Here is a 16446-nt window from a genome sequence, read left to right on the forward strand (position 1 = left end):
CCGATGAAGCCGCTGCTGCGAGCCGTTCTGATCGTCGATGCGGGGCTCTATTTGAGCTCCGGCGCGGCGTTGCTGCTGTCGCCGCTTGCCGGCGTGCAGCGCGCGCTGCAATTGACCCCGATCGAGCCTGCGATGGTCGGGCAAATGCTCGGCCTCGCATTGCTCGGGTTGGCTTGGCTCTCGCTGCGTGGCGCGCTGGACGGCGCTATGACAGTGGGCGTTGCCAAGATCGTCGGCCATGTGACTTGGCTGGCCGGTGCTCTGGTGCTGGCGTGGACGATCGGTCCGCATAAGCTGTGGTTGCCGGCGCTCGGCATCGTGCCGAATCTATTGATCGGTGGATTGCTGGTCGTCGTTGGCTTGGGCGGTGCGCGCTTCGCCGGGGCGGTGCGTCGGCGCGAAATCGGCAAAGCCGCAAAGGCTTCGAACGAGGTCGCGAAGACCAAGGAGCGGGGCAAGCCGGTACCGGCTACCGCCGTGCCGGTCGAGCCGGTGTTGCAGCCTTCGCAGCCGGTCGGCATGGCTGAGACAGGGCCTAGGACCGAGCGGGTGTTTTCGGCGTCGCCGGCTTCGGGCGTCGGCTCGGAGGATACCTCGGCTGCCGCAAGCGGTAGCGGCGATGTGCGCGCGGCGCAGCCCGCGTCCGCGCCGCGGCCACCGTTTCATGGTTGAGCGCGTTCGTTTCGCGCCTTCACCTCGACGTTGTTTTGCGCTCGCGCGCCGGTCGCGCGACGCTTCGCATTTGATCATTTATTCGCAGCGCTGTAAGTGCTGCGTCCGTCTTCATTCACTATCGATCCGTGCTCGCCATGCATGACAAGATTCTGATCCTCGACATGGGTTCGCAAGTCACTCAACTGATTGCGCGCCGTATTCGGGAAGCCCACGTTTATTCCGAGATCCATCCGTACGACGTCGACGACGCGTTTATCCGTGAATTCGCCCCGAAAGGCATCATCCTTTCCGGCGGCCCGAGTTCCGTGACCGAGGCGGATGCGCCTCGCGCGCCGCAAGCCGTATTCGAACTCGGCGTGCCGGTGCTGGGCATTTGCTACGGCATGCAAACGATGGCCGAGCAGCTTGGCGGCAAGGTCGACTTGGGGCACGTCCGGGAATTCGGCTATGCCGAGGTTCGCGCGCGCAACCATACGAGCCTGCTCGAAGGCATCGAGGATTTCAGCACGCCTGAAGGCCACGGCATGCTGAAGGTGTGGATGAGCCACGGCGATAAGGTCACGCAGATGCCGGAAGGCTTCGTGCTGATGGCATCGACCGAATCGTGCCCGATCGCGGCGATGGCCGACGAGGCACGGCACTTCTACGGGCTGCAATGGCACCCTGAGGTCACGCATACGGTGAAGGGCCGGGCCATGCTCGAGCGCTTTGTGCTACAGATCTGCGGCGCGAAGGCCGATTGGGAGATGGGGCATTACATCGACGAAGCCGTCGAGAAGATTCGCGAGCAAGTGGGTAGCGAGCACGTCATTCTCGGGTTGTCGGGCGGTGTCGATTCGTCGGTGGCTGCTGCGCTGTTGCATCGTGCGATCGGCGATCAATTGACTTGCGTGTTCGTCGATCACGGTTTGCTGCGTTTGAACGAAGCCGAGCAAGTGATGGCGACGTTCGCCGATCACCTCGGCGTGCGTGTGATTCACGTCGATGCGAGCGAGGCGTTCCTGTCGAAGCTGGCTGGGGTCACCGATCCGGAGCAAAAGCGCAAGATCATCGGCGCCGAGTTCGTGGAAGTGTTCCAGACGGAAGCGGGCAAGCTGACCGATGCGAAGTGGCTCGCACAGGGCACGATCTACCCGGACGTCATCGAATCGGCGGGCAAGGGTAAGAAGGCGACGCACACGATCAAGAGCCACCACAACGTTGGCGGCCTGCCCGATACGCTGAATCTGAAGCTGCTCGAGCCGCTGCGCGAACTGTTCAAGGATGAAGTTCGCGAGTTGGGTGTGAAGCTTGGTTTGCCGCACGAGATGGTGTATCGCCATCCGTTCCCGGGACCGGGGCTTGGCGTGCGGATTCTCGGCGAAGTGCGCCGCGATTTCGCCGACCTGTTGCGTCGCGCCGATGCGATTTTTATCGAGACGCTGCGCAATACGATCGACAAGGAAACGGGTAAGTCGTGGTACGACCTGACGAGTCAGGCGTTTGCCGTTTTCCTGCCGGTTAAGAGCGTTGGCGTGATGGGCGATGGGCGTACGTATGAGTATGTCGTGGCGCTGCGCGCCGTGCAGACGCTGGACTTCATGACCGCGCATTGGGCCCATCTGCCGCATGAACTGCTCGGGCAGGTGTCGAATCGGATCATCAATGAAGTGCGGGGGATTAACCGGGTTGTTTATGACATCTCGGGGAAACCGCCGGCGACGATTGAGTGGGAGTAGGGGGTTTTTAAAATTCCTTTTTGAATCAATAGGTTGAGGGGGGCGATAGATAACGCGCGACCGATTCTAAATTGCCGGACGCAGGTCTGTAAGCCCTTGATTAGTATGGGAATCCTTAACCTGCGTCCGCGCCTGCGGGGAGGCCGAGCAACCGCAATTTGACGGTATTTCTGACGGGATACGCGAGCAGTATGTACGGATGCTCGCTTAATACCGTCAGCGGCGTTGACGGTATTCGAGCGCTACAGCAGACGCTTGGCTTGCTGGCTTGCGAATACGGCAGGGAGCCAGGATTGCCGCGGTGTTCGGCATCCGATCCAGTCGTCGTGCGCTCTCCGCGTCCCACACATAGCGTAGTCATTACCGTATGCACGCTCGGTCGTTTGAACGGGGGAGGCTACTTTCAGCGGACTTGAAGTCGCGGGAGCTCATTGCGCAGCAGTCCCGCGACCTGGGTTGCTTCGGGCATGGCCAGCCTTCGCCGGGCGAACGTGGCTTGGGCTGCGCGATGCAGCTCGGCAGGGTCCAAGATCTCCTCGGTCAGCAATACCCCGAGATCGAAGTAATCCTTCATGCGGGTGTTGGCCATGCCCAGTTGGCACACTGCGTGAAACTTCTCGGCCACCACGGTGTACTTCGGATAGGCCCGCAGTTGTGGAGCCGGCAGATCCGTTGAGCAGCACGGGATAGTTCACGGGTTCAGGTCCTGGCGTGCCGGCATCCCCGAAACCGATATGCGCGTGAGGCGAGCGTCGTGGACACCGACCTCGCTGATGCCGGAGAGCGCCCTCAAGCTTCGACCGTCAATACAGCGCAACGAGGCGCGTCCTTCGAACGGTGGTCAGGGTTGCTTCAGTTCGGCGCGTTGCTGGCGTCGGCGTTGAGTGGGCCGGGCGATGGCGCGCTTGCCGCACACCGTGGGTCGAGCGCGATGGCGTGACGGGTGAGGAAGTCTCAGATTGCCGCTGCCATCTCCCGAGACGGCAAGACGACTGGCTGATGTGCTGTCGACCATCTCGGATGCTCTGCTGCGCAACGGCAGCGCAAACCGAAGTCGCCGAACCTGGGAGTCGGGGCAGGCTTCTTCGAGTCGCATTCGAGTTGTGCCTGGCGCTGAGATGGGTAAGTTCTAGGCGCAAGCACGCTCTTCGAGCGCAGCCCTGACCCAACCGAATCCCACGCGCTCCTGCTCCAGCCGCAAGCCGTGGCGAATCCGGTTGTCGCGGAGGTCGTCGAAGAGTTCCCGCTCTTTAGCCGTGAGTCGCGGCAGATCGCGTACAAGCTGATCGCCTTCATCTCCCCAGAACGCTTCATGTGCCATCAGCGTTGCGCGGTCCATCAAGAACGAGCCAACGTGTGGGAATCGGCAACGCAATTGATCGAGAATGGCAAAACCGTGCGTGTCGATATCGCCCCAGTAGTGGAGCGGGCAGTCCGTGAGCCATCGCGCCTGCTCTAGGGTTTCCCAACCGTAGCCCGCTCCGAAGAGCACGATCGACTGCGAAACGTCGGGAAACGCCAAAAAATTTGTTTCGTTCTCCGTAATGAACACGTGGCGGCACCGCAGCGCCAGGCGCGCGAAGCTCTCCGCGTCGAGTGCGATGTCGGGTCGCTTTAAACCGGGTAGAACGGCGAGTGCGTCATCGAGCACGCGAAATCGAATCCGAGGTGGCTTGTCGCGGAACCCGTAGCGCGCAGCGAATTGGGCGGCGCCTGTCCGGCTGCTGTCGATTGCCTCGGGGGGCAGCACGAGATCGAGCCATTGAGCGAGGATGCCGCGCCGCGCCTCGATGAATTTCGTGTCGACGCCGGCGATTTCGGCTTGGCGAAGATATACGTCCGGCTGCGGATGTGCTTGCAGCCAATCGACGACGGCCAGCAGTCGTTCCCAATCGTCGGCGAATTCGAGCGCTTGCAACGGGCGCTGCGTAAGCCAAGTGATGAGCTTTGGTTGGCGAGAACGTGTGATCTCGAGCAGTCGCTCGAACTGCGTTGCATCGCGGCGCTTGCCGGAGATAGCGAGCGCATCGTCCAGACTGTCGACCCAAGCAGCTAGTGGCAAACGCTGCGGGCCGAGAATTCGATGATTGATTTCTCGCCATTCGATGCGCACGCGCGGCGTCGCTGCAATCTCGGCGATCCATGAGCGTACCGCGTCGAAGCGTTCGGCTAGCTCTGCCGAACTCGGGCCCTTTATCACCAAACGTAGCGGGAATAGCCCCTCAGTGCCGTCCACTAGGCTTCGCAGCCATTCGCCGCGTTCCCATAGGCGCTGGAGCCGCGAGCGCAAATCGGCCGCCGTTGTCCAACTCATTGCTTGAACTCCGCCTTGCGCGCTCGGTACTCCTCGATCGACAGATTGCGCAGCTTCGACGCGCGTCCACCATCGTTCTGAACAAATCCGACGCTGGAAACGAACGGCTCGATGATGTGAATCTTCTGTAGCGGCGTGACGATCAGCAGTTGCAGGTTCATTTTCTGAAACAACGTGAGGCCGTACTGCGCCGATTCGTCGGAGCCTCGGCCAAACGCTTCGTCGATGACGACGAAGCGAAACGATCGGGAACGCACGGCGCCCCATTCGAGGCCGAACTGATAGGCGAGGCTCGCGGCAAGGATCGTATAGGCGAGCTTTTCCTTCTGGCCGCCCGATTTGCCGCCCGAGTCCGAGTAGTGCTCGTATTCGCTGTCGTCCTCGCGCCAACGCTCGCTTGCAGCGAACATGAACCAGTTGCGCACGTCCGTCACTTTGGCACCCCAGCGCCGGTCCTGCTCGGTCAACCCTTCACGGCCGCGGAAGCGGTCGATGATGCGTTTGACTTGCAGGAACTTCGCCTCCGAGTATTGACTATCGTCCGAGCCGGTGAGTTCGCCCTCGGTGCAAGCGCGCAGGTCGCCCTGAAATTCGCGGATCTCCATGTCCGGGCTGGGCTGACTTTCGAGGACGATATATCGTCCGGCGTTGTAGTCGATTTGTCGCAACGATTCGTTGATACGTTCGATGCGTTCCTTGATCGTCTCTCGTTCTCGCGCGAGCTGGGCGTGGAAGTTGGCGATCTCGTTGATCGTGTTGACGTTGAGCAGCTCTTTGAAACGGGCTTCGAAACGCGGAAGATCGTCCGCTTGCAGCCGCGCGAGCATGTCGCGGTACTCTGAGCTCGCGTCGAGACTTGCATCGAAGTCGGCCGTTTCGAGCTTGTAGGCATCCTTGAAGGCCGCCATGGCCCTCACGATTCTTTCGGCAAGTCGGCCGAGCGACTTCGTTTCATTGTCGATGCGGGCGGTCAACGCTTCCCGCACATCCCGCTCGCGGTTGTCGCACGATTCGACGGAAAGCTGGTGTTCGCCGAGGATCTCTGCTCGCAGGGCCTCGATCCGTTCGGCAAGCGCGGCAGCCACTTGCGCCGCGAGCGCGCATGTCTCGTCGCGCAACGCTTGCGCTGCCTCCCGCTTGGCCAGGATGCCGCCCAGTTCGGCGTCGGTTGCCGAGATCGCCGTTTCGTTTTCTTTCAACGCTGCTTGTGCCGTCTCCAATTGAGCCGTCAGCTCCGCGAGCGCGTCGCTTGCCGATTGCAGGCGTGTCTTTTCGTCTACCAGACGCGCGATCGCGACGGCGCAACTCGCCCAATCGATTTCTCGAAACTCGACGAACTCGCCGACTCGCGCCAGTGCTTCGAGTTGCTCTCGCACTTTGGCGTGCTCGTTGTGGGCTTTCCCGAGCTTTTCCCCGATTTCGCTCAGTCGGCCCTCGATCAGTCGGCATTGCCCCTCGAGTGCGGCTACTTTGGCGGTGTTGCTCCAACCGAGCACGTAGCGGCTGCGATCGTCAAGCGCGTGGCGGTCGTCTTTTTCGTGACGCTCGCCAGGCGCTTTCGTTTGGCCCGCACGCGTGATCGCGCGAGTTTCGCGCCGAAACTGCTCCTGGGTATCGCAGCACGCATAGTCGAAACGGCGGCCGAGTTCGCGCTCGAGCCAGTCATAGAATAGCGAATCGGGCTTGATCGCCAGCTTGCGCGCGAGCGAGTCGCGGTGCAGCTCGATAGTCTCGGCTGCACGCGAGGCACGCTCGGAGCGCACGCGGAAATAGACCAGTCGCCCCCGGAGATGAGTGCGATCGACCCACGTTGCGACGTTCGCATAATGCTCGTCGGGCACGAGCAGCGACAGGCCGAAGTTGCGTAGGACGCGCTCGGCGGCGCCTTCCCAGTCGCGCGCATCCTCGCGCACCTGAATGAGTTCGCCCGCGAACGGCAAAGCGTCTTCCTCGAGACCTAGCGCCGAACATAGACTGGAGCGCATCGCAACCTGCTCCTTCGGGATGTTGTTGCGTCGCGCTTTCAGGCTGGCGATTTCGCCCTCTAACAGGTCGCGCCGCGTTTTGCCTTCACGAAATGCCACGCTCCATTCGGTAATGGTATTTTGCTTTTGCGCTTCGTCGTCGACTACCGAACTGCGCCGCTCGGCCAGACGTTGCCGTTGGGAAACGAACGCGGCCTCATCCGTAGCGCCGGTTTCGCCAAGCAGCATAACGATGGCGGCATAGCGTTGCGCGCGTTCCTGGCGGCGCGAGCTTTCTCGCTCGTGCTCGCGGATCTCGACTTCGAGCCGGGCGATGCGATCGCCGCCTTGCTCGGCCACGGCGCGGCGTAAATCGTCCACGCGCTGGCGTGATTGGTCGCGCGTTTCTTCATGCCGCGTCTTTCGCGAGGCTGCGCGCGCGTGGTCTTCATCTAGCAATTGAAGGCGGCGCTCGATGAGGCCGAGCTTGAGCCCGGCGAAGTAGGGCTTCAAGGATTCACGGCACGCTCGCCAGCCTTCGAGCACATGTCCTTGCTCGCGGTGGCTGTCGCAGTCGTCGACAAGTGGAGATAGCAGTTCCACCTGGCGCTTGGCTTTCAGTACCGCCTCGTGCGCGCGATTCAGATCGTCGAAGTGAGCGATCAGCGCGTCGACGCGCGGTGCGACGTCGAACGGCTCGAGCATATGGCTGCGCACGAAATCGGTGAGATTGCCCACCGATTTCATCGATACCGTTTGATGAAAGAGTTCGAGCGCTTGATCGTTTTCGATCCCGAACCGCCGCCGGAACCAGGCGCTGTATTTCGGAAACGTGTCCTCGATTTCGGCACCGAGCCCGCGTAGCTTTTTGCGCAACTGTGCGATGTCGGTGCCGAAGCTCGAGAAGTCAGCTGCGATGGAGAGATCGCGTTCGGCACAGACGAAAAATCGGGCGGGTTGCGCCTGCGCGTCCTTCATCCAGAACACCTGCGCGAGCGTGACGGTGGAGTCGTATCCCGTGTTGCGGAATACACCCAAGATCACCGAATAGTTGTTATGGTCGCGCAGGCTGACGGGCTTGGCTGTCCCCGTGACCTCGTTGCGCTCTGACTTGTAGTAGCCGAGAACATACGAGCGCAGCGTACGTTCCTTGCTGTCCGCGCCTGCCGCTTTGTTGTAGGCAATGCGCTGCGCGGGGACGAGGAGGGTAGTGACGGCATCGACGAGCGTCGACTTGCCGGAACCGATGTTGCCTGTCAGCAGGCCGTTGCGGCCATCTACGCGTAGCAACCAGACCCGTTCGTCGAAGGTTCCCCAGTTGAACACTTCTAGCCGTTCGAGGCGAAAGCCCGTCAGGGTGTCGTCGGCGGCGAAATCGAGACCGAGTGTGCGCGGCTCATTCATCGCGGCTCTCCTGTTGGTCTGAGGCCGTCGAATCATGCAGATGCGTTCGATAGCCCGCGAGCCGCGCGTCGAAATCGAGCAGCCATTGAGCATCGACAAACGCCTTGAGAATCCGGCGCACCTCGAACGTCGGCGGTCCGCTCGTGGTCTTCATCCTGCGTAAAAATCCGAGTTCGACGATCTTGTTCACATGAGTATCGATTTGGTCGACCAGGCGCGCCTCGTTGGTGCTTGCGGGAAGGAAGACGCGCACAAGCTCGACGATATCCTCGCGCGCGAGGACGAGCCGTGTGTCGCCACCGCCGGCGTCCCATTCCGCTAGCTTCTTCCGTAGTAGCGCGAGTAGTAGGCTCACGGGGAATGAGAGTGGGCGCCGCACGACGAGCCGGGGGAGCTTCGCCTGGTCTCCGTCGCCGTTGGTGTCGTGTTCGGCGCGGCTCTTCACGAAGGCATAGCCTTCTGCCTCGTCCACGACGAGCTCGAGCCCAAGCACGGCGACGTAGTCACGCGCCTGCGCCTGCAATTCGAGCAGTGCGGCCCAGAGGCGCTCGTTTAAATCCCGATAAATCACGCCCTTCAGAAGCGCAATCGCAACTGTCGGCAAGTCGCTCCGGCCGAGCGATGAGGCTTGCTGTTCTTCCGTCATCTCTATCTTGTGAAAATCACGCGCGGCATCGTCGCGCGCTTGATGATTGGTGTTCCGTCGGCGTCGTTCGCCTGCCATTCGATGGTATCGGAGAGGGTCTCGTCGACAGTCGCGCGAAACGATCCGGCTTCGGCGCTCAATTGCAAATAGGCAACGAGTTCGGCGAGCCCATGCTCAAGCGGCTGCGAAGTGGTCAGTTCGGCCAGCGTCACTTGCAGCCGGTCTTGGAGGCACCGGCGGATGTGGCCTGCGAGGCGCGCGCGATCGACGACGACTTGATTGTAGAGTGCCGAGGCATCGAGGTCCGCCTCACCGGTCTCGAGGGCAATGTTGGCGATGATCGGGCGCAGCACCGGCGCGTAAAGGGGGCGCTCCATCGGCAACTCGATATCCGCGGAAGCGGTCTCGATCTCCATCACGGCGCCCGGCGGGGGCGCTTCCCTCAGCGCGAGCACTTTCGCTTCAATACCGCGCAAGATGCCCATGATACGGCGGTTTTCGAGCCATGCTTGATCGTCGAGGAAGCGCCGAAGCTGCTGCGAAAGCTGAGCGACCGTGCGCTGGGTATGCTCGCCTGCTTCGAGCCAGTCGTAATGGACCCGCCGCATGCGCGCGTCCGGACTCATTTCCGTGATCGCCGGCAGCGCTAGGACGCGTTTGAGCCGTTCGGAGAGTTCCTCTTGACGGCGGCGAGACATCAGGAAGTCCCAAAATGCCCGGAAGCTGCTGCCCTGGTCGGAATCGGCGATCGCGTCGCGTTCGCCCATGATTTCCTCGAGCAGCGCGCCTTTCGATCCTTCCCAGAGCGCGATTCGTTCGCGTACGTGCCGGTCCAATAGCCGAAAATTTTGTTCGACTTCGCGGAAGTCCGAGAGTAGATCTCGCGCCATCTGCGTGAATTGCTGAAAGCGGTCCTTGAGCCCGGCATCATCGAGCAACCGAACGTCACCGGCCTGAACGCGCGCGATTTCTTCGTCGATCTGGTTGCGCCGCGCGTGGAGCTCGGCAAGACGCTTGTTGGGGTCTGCCTCGCTACCTTCACCCATCTGCCGCAGCAGTTCGAAAAGCGTCAAGAGCCGTGATTCCGTGCCGACGAAGCTACGTTCCGTCAGTGTGCCGAGCCACGCGATCGCTTTCTCCGCGGCGGGGGTTAGGTCGAACTGTGGTTCATCGGAACCCTGGCGATAGAACTTGCGCAACCATCCTTTGTCGGGGCCGGCCCAGTCGTTCAAATACTCCAGTGCAGGCTTCGGGAAGGCGCCGTCGCCGAGTAGTTCGCGCAACGCGTAAAGTTCGTCCTCGAGTGCTTCGGCAAGGAGCGGAGCCGCCACCTCGCGCACGTTCGGCGCAACAAACACGCGGTGCAGAAAGCTGACAGCGAGCGGCGCGTGGTCGGAGCGTAAGAGGCGCCAAGCGGGATGACGCGTGCGCAGTGTGTCGAGGGTAGGGTAGTCGAGGGGCATCGGTGCAAGAAGACGGGGCGGCACCCTTGAGGAGATCGCCGGCTGTGGCTCGAAAGACGATTATCCTACCCGACTGTCGTCCCAATTTTGCGAGGCTCCGCTCTGGAACGATTCACAGGGTGTTTCTGGCAGTGTACGCACGCCTGTTGCAAGATTTTGTGCGGCATGCGGTGCGAATCGCGAAGTTTGATTTCGGCAGAGACGGCCAAACCTCGGAGTTTCGCGAAGGGTTCGTTTCGAAGCAGGCTAATGAGTCGACGGTACAGGTTCGCGGCAAGCGCGAATCGGCTTGCGTAAATCAGTTCTCGTTTTCCGGCCCACGAACCGGGTGCTCGGTCAGGATCTCGCGGCACTGCAAGATGATCGCCGGCAAGAACGTTTGGTCAAACGATTGTTTGAACTCGTGCCTCTCGAACATGTGGTCGGGCGTGATGTGAATCTCCGCGTCGATGTGCCCACTTGTCTTGGCGGTCAACGTAACAGCAAGGTTTGGCTCGATGCAATCAAGCTTCGCAACCCCGGATAGGGATTTGTAAAGGCGCTCGCATTCGTCAAGTAGCCTCGCCACCTCACCTAAGTGGAGGATGGGGCCGACTGTCGAAACAGACGAGCTTGCAGAGTCGCATCGCGCGGTTGCGTGCAACCAATTTCCATCCCAGTAATCTTGCGCCAACGGCAATTGACGATGATGGACCCAGAGTTTCAAGCCCGCGATTTGCAAGCTGGGTTGGCCCAGATTCACGTAAGGCTGCTCGGATTGTGAGTACAGTGACGACGAAGCCTGTGAGGCCGTTCGGCGGACCGTGAGGAGGGTCGACGGATTGGGCGTCAGGCGTGTGTTGCGCCGCTGGCTCGGGTACGGCTCTTCGAGGTCGTGCTGCCCCCTCGCTTCGCGACCCGCCGTGCTTTCTTTGCAGCTACGGCCTTCCTCGCCGTTTTGGCTTTGGCGGCCGCCTTGGGCACTGCTTCGGGCTTTGCTAGCGTGAGGTGCAGCCCCATCGCCCCGATCACCTTCATGATCGTCGCGAACTCGGCATTTCCCTTGTTGGAGAGCGCGCGGTACAACGCTTCGCGCGCGATGCCCGACTCGCGTGCAAGTGCCGTCATACCACGTGCCTTGGCAACATCGCCAAGTGCCGCCTGGATCTCGACCGGATCTCCGCCTTCAAACGCTTGCGCGAGATACAGACGGTAGTCGTTTTCATCCTTCAGGTACTTCGACGCATCGAACTCCATCAATTCGCTAACTTTCATATCAAAACTCCAACACTTTCGCGATGGCCTTGGCGCGCTTGATATCTGCGGCCTGCGTGGATTTGTCGCCACCGCATAAGATGATCACCAGCACGTTGCCACGCTGCGTGAAATAGACACGGTAGCCTTTGCCTATATCGATTTTCATCTCCGAGACACCGTCGCCGACCGCACGCCAGTGCCCAAGATTACCTAACCGTGCCCGGCTGAGCCTACCGGCGATCGCCGTCGCCACCTGGCGGTCCCGCACGCGGGAGAGCCAAGTGTCAAATTCGGGCGTAATGATCAGCTTCGTCACGTCCTGGATTGTAACTTATGGGTTACGGCATATCAAACGCCCGCATCGACCCAAGATTGCGGCACCGACAGGCTCAGAAAGGATCGCCTTGGAAGGAGCCTGACGGTATCGCCATTGCAGCGGTCTTGCAGTGGTCTAATCGATCCGGGACACTGAATTGGGCGAGAATGCTCGCCATGGAGAGGTGTCTGATGACCAAGCAACGCCGTACGTTTTCCGCGGAGTTCAAACAGCAGGCCGCATGTCCGGTGCTCGACCAGGGTTATAGCTATATGGAGGCGGGTCGCTCGGTTGGCGTCGGCGAGACGGTGCTGCGCCGCTGGGTACAACTGGTCGTGCAGGCGTTGGAAATGGCCTATGAACAGCGTGGCCGACCGCAAGGGTTGCTGTTCCACTCAGATCAAGGCGGCCAGTATACGAGCCGGAAATTCCGTCAGTGCCTATGGCGCTATGGGATGCGGCAGAGCATGAGTCGCCGTGGAAATCGTTGGGATAACTCCCCCGATGGAGAGGCTGTTTCGCAGTTTCAAGACGGAATGGCAGCCGTCCCTGGGTTACATGTCGGCGCAGGAAGCGCATCGGGATATCAGCTACTACCTGCGCCGGTACAACTTGATACGGCCGCATCAGTTCAATGACGGACTGGCTCCGGCCGTCGCGGAAGAAAATTTAACGCAGTGTCCGGGATGAGTTGATCACTGCAATCCGCGGGGCTCGGGGGCATCAGATGGTCGCTTGCGGTGACTTGCTGTCCCCATGCATACGACGTCGAGCCGTTGAGCTAGTTCTCGTTCACTGCGTGGAAATGTCATCTTCGCTTTACATTAACGCATATAGCGACTTATGAAGATAGCAAAATGCCAACCCCTCACGTTCCTTCAGCCGGCGTCCGACGGGCGCTGCGCAAATTGGGTGCCGATATTCACGACGCGCGTCGCCGCCGCCGGCTGACCATGGCGGTGGTGGCCGATCGAGCTTTCACATCGAGAGCGACTTTGCAGCGCGTTGAGGCTGGAGATCCGGGCGTGAGCATTGGCATCTATGCAGCCGTGCTGCTGGCGCTTGGCCTTCTAAGCGGCCTACAGGATGTTGCGGACGCTACTCATGATACGGTGGGACAGTCGTTGGCTACGGCGGCATTGCCGCAGCGTGTCCGACTCCCACGCGCCAGAGGGAAGGGCGATCATGGCTGATGTCGAGGTATATATCGATCTCGATGGCACGTCCCGACCAGTAGGGTTGCTCCTGCGCCATGCATCGCGCCGGGAAGAAACGGTCACGTTCGAATATGACGAGACCTGGCTGGCCGACGACGAGCGCTTCTCGATCGAGCCAGCGCTGGCGTTGACGCGAGGCCTTTTCCCACCGCCGGCTGACCAACCCATTTTGGGTTCGATCGGCGATTCGGCGCCGGACAGCTGGGGGCGCCGCCTCATGCAGCGTGCGGAGCGTAGGCAAGCCGAACGGGAAGGGAGACGCGTCCGTAATCGCACGGATGGCGAGCGCCTTCGAGCACGACGATCTTAGCGCTGCATTGCGGTTGTGACCGTATCGAGGACCCGCAAACTTAACCGGTTGAACTGGCTCGCCCCACGACAGGCGGCTTGCCAAAATGGCAAAGAATATCGACGAGCCTATCGCGATAAACGTTCTTCTCACTCGGCTGCTTAGGAATGCAGACGCGCAGATCGCGCTGTGCCCACTGCTCGACCAATTCGACGATGGCTAACCGACCACGGTCGGACCTTTCGATCGCGGTGCGAGGAACAATCCCGATTCCCGCACCCGATGCGACGAGGCGCGCGATAGCGCGATAGCCCGAGACCTGCACGCGAACATCGAGGCGGCCGTCGAGCGCGTTCGCATGATTCATCAGAAATGTGTGCAACGCCGCACCGGATTGCAGACTGATGAATGGTTGACCAAGGCAACTCGCAAAACTGGTTGCACCCTTTCCCGCAAGCGGATGATCGATCGGTGTGAGCAGCACCAATTGATCTTTTCGATACGGCAAAAATTCGAGCGCCGGATGTTCGCTTTCGAGTGCGACGACGCCGATCTCCGCGCGACCGTCGACGACTGCTCCGACGATATCGTGGCTCAAGCGTTCTTCCAGCGTAATTCGTACGCCCGGATAAGCTTTGAAAAAGCGCGCTAGGTCGTCCGGCAGATGCGTGCTGATCGCGTTGTTGTTCGCGAACACAGTGACATGTCCGGTCATTCCCTGACCGTAGGGAACGAGATCCGCGCGCATCTGCTCCAGTTGCGCGAGGCAGCGCTTCGCATGCTCGAGGAGCACATGGCCAGCCGCGGTCAGCGTCACGCCTCTTGCTTGGCGCTTGAAAAGCGTGACGCCGACCGCCTCCTCGAGATTCTTCATCCGCAAGCTTGCTGACGATGCCGCGAGGTGGCATCGCTCGGCACCCCGCGACACATTCCCTTCGTCAGCGATGGCGATAAACACCTGTAGGTCCGTCAGGTCGTACAGCATAGCGTTCGATAAATCCGAATATATGAACGGATATCGTACCCTGGTGGCTGGATGTCTGCCATTTTCTGCATCCTGCGACCCGTGTTTTTGTCTTTTTCGAACACTACGTTTGAAAAATCCCGCTGTATTCGCGCCGGCCGATTCTCGATACTCGACGTCATTGATTCAGGACGAAGAGGAGCGTTGGATGAACAGTCAGGCGAATGGCCCATCGCGGGCGAAGCCGCTGGAAGGTTTGCTTATCGTCTCGATCGAGCAGGCGCTCGCCGCGCCGCTCTGCACGGGGCGTCTCGCGGAAATGGGAGCGCGCGTCATCAAGATCGAGCGCGCCGAAGGCGACTTCGCGCGTGGCTACGACGACGCCGCGAACGGCGCGTCGTCGTATTTCGTCTGGACCAACCGCGGCAAGGAGTCGCTCGTCCTCGACTTCAAGAACCCGGAGGACGCGGCGCTTTTATACGCGATGCTGGCCGAAGCCGATGTGTTCGTTCAAAACCTCGCGCCCGGCGCACTCGCGCGCTCGGGTTTTGGCAGCGAGGCGCTGCGTGGGCGTTATCCGCGTCTGATTACCTGCGACATCACCGGTTACGGCACGGATAACGCAGCGAGTGGGCTCAAAGCATACGACCTGCTCGTGCAGTGCGAAAGCGGTCTTGCCGGCATCAGCGGGGCGCCGGAGGCTTGTGGCCGAATCGGCGTGTCGATTTGCGATATCGGCGCAGGCATGAATGCAACGATTGCCGTGCTTTCCGCCCTCGCGCTGCGCGAGCGAACGGGCTGCGGCTCGGGTGTATCGGTATCGCTGTTCGACGGAGTGGCGGACTGGATGTCGACTCCTTACCTTCATCACATGTACGGAAGGGGTGCACCCCAACGACTGGGCCTCAAACATCCGTCGATTGCACCGTACGGCGTGTTCGCCACGCGCGATGCGAACGAGATCGTGATCAGCATCCAGAACGAGCGCGAATGGCAGCAATTCTGCGACCGGTTCTTGCGCCGGAGAGATCTCGGTATGGACCCGCGCTTTGCCTCGAATTCCGACCGCGTGCGCAACCGTGAAGTGCTCGAAAGTCTCATTGCCGAAGCGTTCGCGGCGCTCGAGGTAGATGAAGCGCTAGCCCGTCTAACCGACGCGAACACCGCATACGGCCTGGTGCGTTCAGTTGCTCAGATGGCACAACACCCGGCATTGCGGACCTGGCCGATGACCGTCGGTGGCAAGACGTTGCAGATGATTGCACCCGCTGTCCGTGCCCCGTGGGATACAGGCCAGTTCGCGTCAGCGCCCGCGCTCGGCGAACACAGCGATCGCCTTCGGGCGGAGTTCTTTACACAACCGGCTGGAGTATCGGCATGAGTACGATCGATCTTGCGCATCTTCGCGAATGGGTAGGTAAATCGCAAACGGATCGCGACGTCCTTGCGTCGCGTCACGCGCGGCTGATGGCGGCAACGCTTGGGCTGCCGCAATCGGATTATGTTGAAGGTGCGGCGCTGCCGCCGCTTTGGCACTGGTTGTACTTTCTGGCAGGCGAGGCACCGTCCGCGCTCGGGCGTGACGGCCATCCCGCACGCGGGGGTTTTTTGCCGCCGGTCACGTTGCCGAACCGGATGTGGGCAGGAGGCCAGCTTGAATTCCACGCTCCCGCGCGTCTTGATGCGGTAGTGGAAAAGCGTTCGACCGTTATGGCGGTCGATCATAAGCGGGGACGTAGCGGCGATCTGGTGTTCGTCAAAGTGCAGCATGAGTTGCTGCATGACGGCGCAACGATCATCACCGAATACCACGACATCGTATACAAGGGCGCGACCGCGACCGGGTCCGCAGCGGCCGTTGTCGAGATGCCGGTCGCCCAGCAGAGTCGTCGGACCAAACCGGACTCGACGATGTTGTTCCGCTACTCGGCATTGACGTTCAACGGCCATCGAATCCATTACGACGCCGATTACTGTCGCGACGTCGAAGGCTATCCGAATCTCGTCATTCACGGTCCGCTAAACGCGACGCTGCTTGCCGGCTTTGCCGAGCAAGTGAGCGGACGCCCGCTCAAGCAGTTCCGATACCGCGGCTTGAAACCATCGGTTCTCGGCGACGAATTGACGATCAATGCCGCGCAAGACGGCGATCAGCTCCTACTGTGGATCGCGCTACCGGACGGCAACGTATCGATGCGCGCGGAAGCGGGGTTCTAGTTCGCGCTTGGTTGGCAACATGA

13 protein-coding genes and 3 pseudogenes are annotated in these 16446 nt (G+C 60.9%); 7 read left to right on the forward strand and 9 right to left on the reverse strand.

What is annotated here, in order from left to right; translation table 11 throughout:
• Nucleotides 1-3: 3 nt before the first annotated feature.
• Complete coding sequence (locus AB1286_RS00655) at nt 4-672, forward strand: hypothetical protein (RefSeq protein ID WP_430361445.1); 669 nt, start codon at nt 4-6, stop codon at nt 670-672.
• A gap of 137 nt (nt 673-809) precedes the next feature.
• Nucleotides 810-2393, forward strand: coding sequence for a glutamine-hydrolyzing GMP synthase (gene guaA / locus AB1286_RS00660; RefSeq protein WP_430361446.1), 1584 nt, complete (start codon nt 810-812; stop codon nt 2391-2393).
• Nucleotides 2394-2796: 403 nt separating this feature from the next.
• On the opposite strand, the gene AB1286_RS00665 is transcribed toward guaA, so the two are convergent.
• The 8 genes and pseudogenes from AB1286_RS00665 to AB1286_RS00700 form a co-directional block, all read right to left on the reverse strand.
• The gene (locus AB1286_RS00665; RefSeq protein WP_430361447.1) at nt 2797-3021 is read right to left on the reverse strand and encodes a nucleotidyl transferase AbiEii/AbiGii toxin family protein; all 225 of its coding nucleotides are present in this window, start codon (nt 3019-3021) and stop codon (nt 2797-2799) included.
• Between the two features lie 501 nt (nt 3022-3522).
• Complete coding sequence (locus AB1286_RS00670; protein WP_430361448.1) at nt 3523-4707, reverse strand: Wadjet anti-phage system protein JetD domain-containing protein; 1185 nt, start codon at nt 4705-4707, stop codon at nt 3523-3525.
• A complete protein-coding gene (locus tag AB1286_RS00675) occupies nt 4704-8075 on the reverse strand; it encodes an ATP-binding protein (RefSeq protein ID WP_430361449.1) in 3372 nt (1123 codons plus the stop codon). The genes AB1286_RS00670 and AB1286_RS00675 overlap by 4 nt, the downstream gene beginning before the upstream one ends.
• Nucleotides 8068-8721: a DUF4194 domain-containing protein gene (locus AB1286_RS00680; RefSeq protein WP_430361450.1), complete on the reverse strand. Its 654-nt coding sequence runs from the start codon at nt 8719-8721 to the stop codon at nt 8068-8070. Before AB1286_RS00680 ends, AB1286_RS00675 begins: the two co-directional genes overlap by 8 nt.
• A 2-nt stretch (nt 8722-8723) precedes the next feature.
• Nucleotides 8724-10184, reverse strand: a complete 1461-nt coding sequence (locus AB1286_RS00685) for a DUF3375 domain-containing protein (RefSeq protein ID WP_430361451.1) — start codon at nt 10182-10184, stop codon at nt 8724-8726.
• Between the two features lie 298 nt (nt 10185-10482).
• Nucleotides 10483-10926, reverse strand: coding sequence for a WapI family immunity protein (locus AB1286_RS00690; protein ID WP_430361452.1), 444 nt, complete (start codon nt 10924-10926; stop codon nt 10483-10485).
• A gap of 176 nt (nt 10927-11102) precedes the next feature.
• Nucleotides 11103-11438: pseudogene (locus tag AB1286_RS00695) on the reverse strand (addiction module antidote protein); the annotation flags it as partial.
• Nucleotide 11439: 1 nt separating this feature from the next.
• On the reverse strand, nt 11440-11736 hold the full coding sequence (locus AB1286_RS00700) for a type II toxin-antitoxin system RelE/ParE family toxin (protein WP_430361453.1): 297 nt from the start codon (nt 11734-11736) through the stop codon (nt 11440-11442).
• A gap of 191 nt (nt 11737-11927) precedes the next feature.
• On the opposite strand from AB1286_RS00700, the pseudogene AB1286_RS00705 reads away from it, so the two are divergent.
• From AB1286_RS00705 to AB1286_RS00715, 3 genes and pseudogenes are all read left to right on the forward strand, one after another.
• Nucleotides 11928-12011 (forward strand): annotated as a pseudogene (locus AB1286_RS00705) (hypothetical protein); the annotation flags it as partial.
• A gap of 51 nt (nt 12012-12062) precedes the next feature.
• Nucleotides 12063-12426 (forward strand): annotated as a pseudogene (locus AB1286_RS00710) (DDE-type integrase/transposase/recombinase); the annotation flags it as partial.
• A 495-nt stretch (nt 12427-12921) separates the two neighbouring features.
• Nucleotides 12922-13263 (forward strand): HipA N-terminal domain-containing protein, encoded by a 342-nt coding sequence (locus AB1286_RS00715; protein WP_430361454.1) that lies wholly within the window; start codon nt 12922-12924, stop codon nt 13261-13263.
• Between the two features lie 40 nt (nt 13264-13303).
• Here AB1286_RS00715 and AB1286_RS00720 read toward each other — a convergent pair whose 3' ends face one another.
• Entirely contained in the window at nt 13304-14227 is a 924-nt protein-coding gene (locus AB1286_RS00720; RefSeq protein ID WP_430361455.1) for a LysR family transcriptional regulator, read from the reverse strand.
• Between the two features lie 109 nt (nt 14228-14336).
• Here AB1286_RS00720 and AB1286_RS00725 point away from each other — a divergent pair, with 109 nt between their 5' ends.
• Both AB1286_RS00725 and AB1286_RS00730 read left to right on the forward strand, forming a co-directional pair.
• Nucleotides 14337-15587, forward strand: a complete 1251-nt coding sequence (locus AB1286_RS00725; protein ID WP_430361456.1) for a CaiB/BaiF CoA transferase family protein — start codon at nt 14337-14339, stop codon at nt 15585-15587.
• Nucleotides 15584-16423: an FAS1-like dehydratase domain-containing protein gene (locus AB1286_RS00730; protein ID WP_430361457.1), complete on the forward strand. Its 840-nt coding sequence runs from the start codon at nt 15584-15586 to the stop codon at nt 16421-16423. The genes AB1286_RS00725 and AB1286_RS00730 overlap by 4 nt, the downstream gene beginning before the upstream one ends.
• Nucleotides 16424-16446 lie beyond the last annotated feature (23 nt).

It is taken from the genome of Trinickia sp. NRRL B-1857 (assembly GCF_050470685.1).
Lineage (GTDB): Bacteria > Pseudomonadota > Gammaproteobacteria > Burkholderiales > Burkholderiaceae > Trinickia.

Bases quoted from the DNA above. Each gene is read 5' to 3' on its own strand.
- AB1286_RS00655 (WP_430361445.1), top strand. From the start codon at position 4: ATGAAGCCGCTGCTGCGAGCCGTTCTGATCGTCGATGCGGGGCTCTAT.
- guaA (WP_430361446.1), top strand. From the start codon at position 810: ATGCATGACAAGATTCTGATCCTCGACATGGGTTCGCAAGTCACTCAA.
- AB1286_RS00670 (WP_430361448.1), bottom strand. From the start codon at position 4,707: ATGAGTTGGACAACGGCGGCCGATTTGCGCTCGCGGCTCCAGCGCCTA.
- AB1286_RS00675 (WP_430361449.1), bottom strand. From the start codon at position 8,075: ATGAATGAGCCGCGCACACTCGGTCTCGATTTCGCCGCCGACGACACC.
- AB1286_RS00680 (WP_430361450.1), bottom strand. From the start codon at position 8,721: ATGACGGAAGAACAGCAAGCCTCATCGCTCGGCCGGAGCGACTTGCCG.
- AB1286_RS00685 (WP_430361451.1), bottom strand. From the start codon at position 10,184: ATGCCCCTCGACTACCCTACCCTCGACACACTGCGCACGCGTCATCCC.
- AB1286_RS00715 (WP_430361454.1), top strand. From the start codon at position 12,922: ATGGCTGATGTCGAGGTATATATCGATCTCGATGGCACGTCCCGACCA.
- AB1286_RS00720 (WP_430361455.1), bottom strand. From the start codon at position 14,227: ATGCTGTACGACCTGACGGACCTACAGGTGTTTATCGCCATCGCTGAC.
- AB1286_RS00730 (WP_430361457.1), top strand. From the start codon at position 15,584: ATGAGTACGATCGATCTTGCGCATCTTCGCGAATGGGTAGGTAAATCG.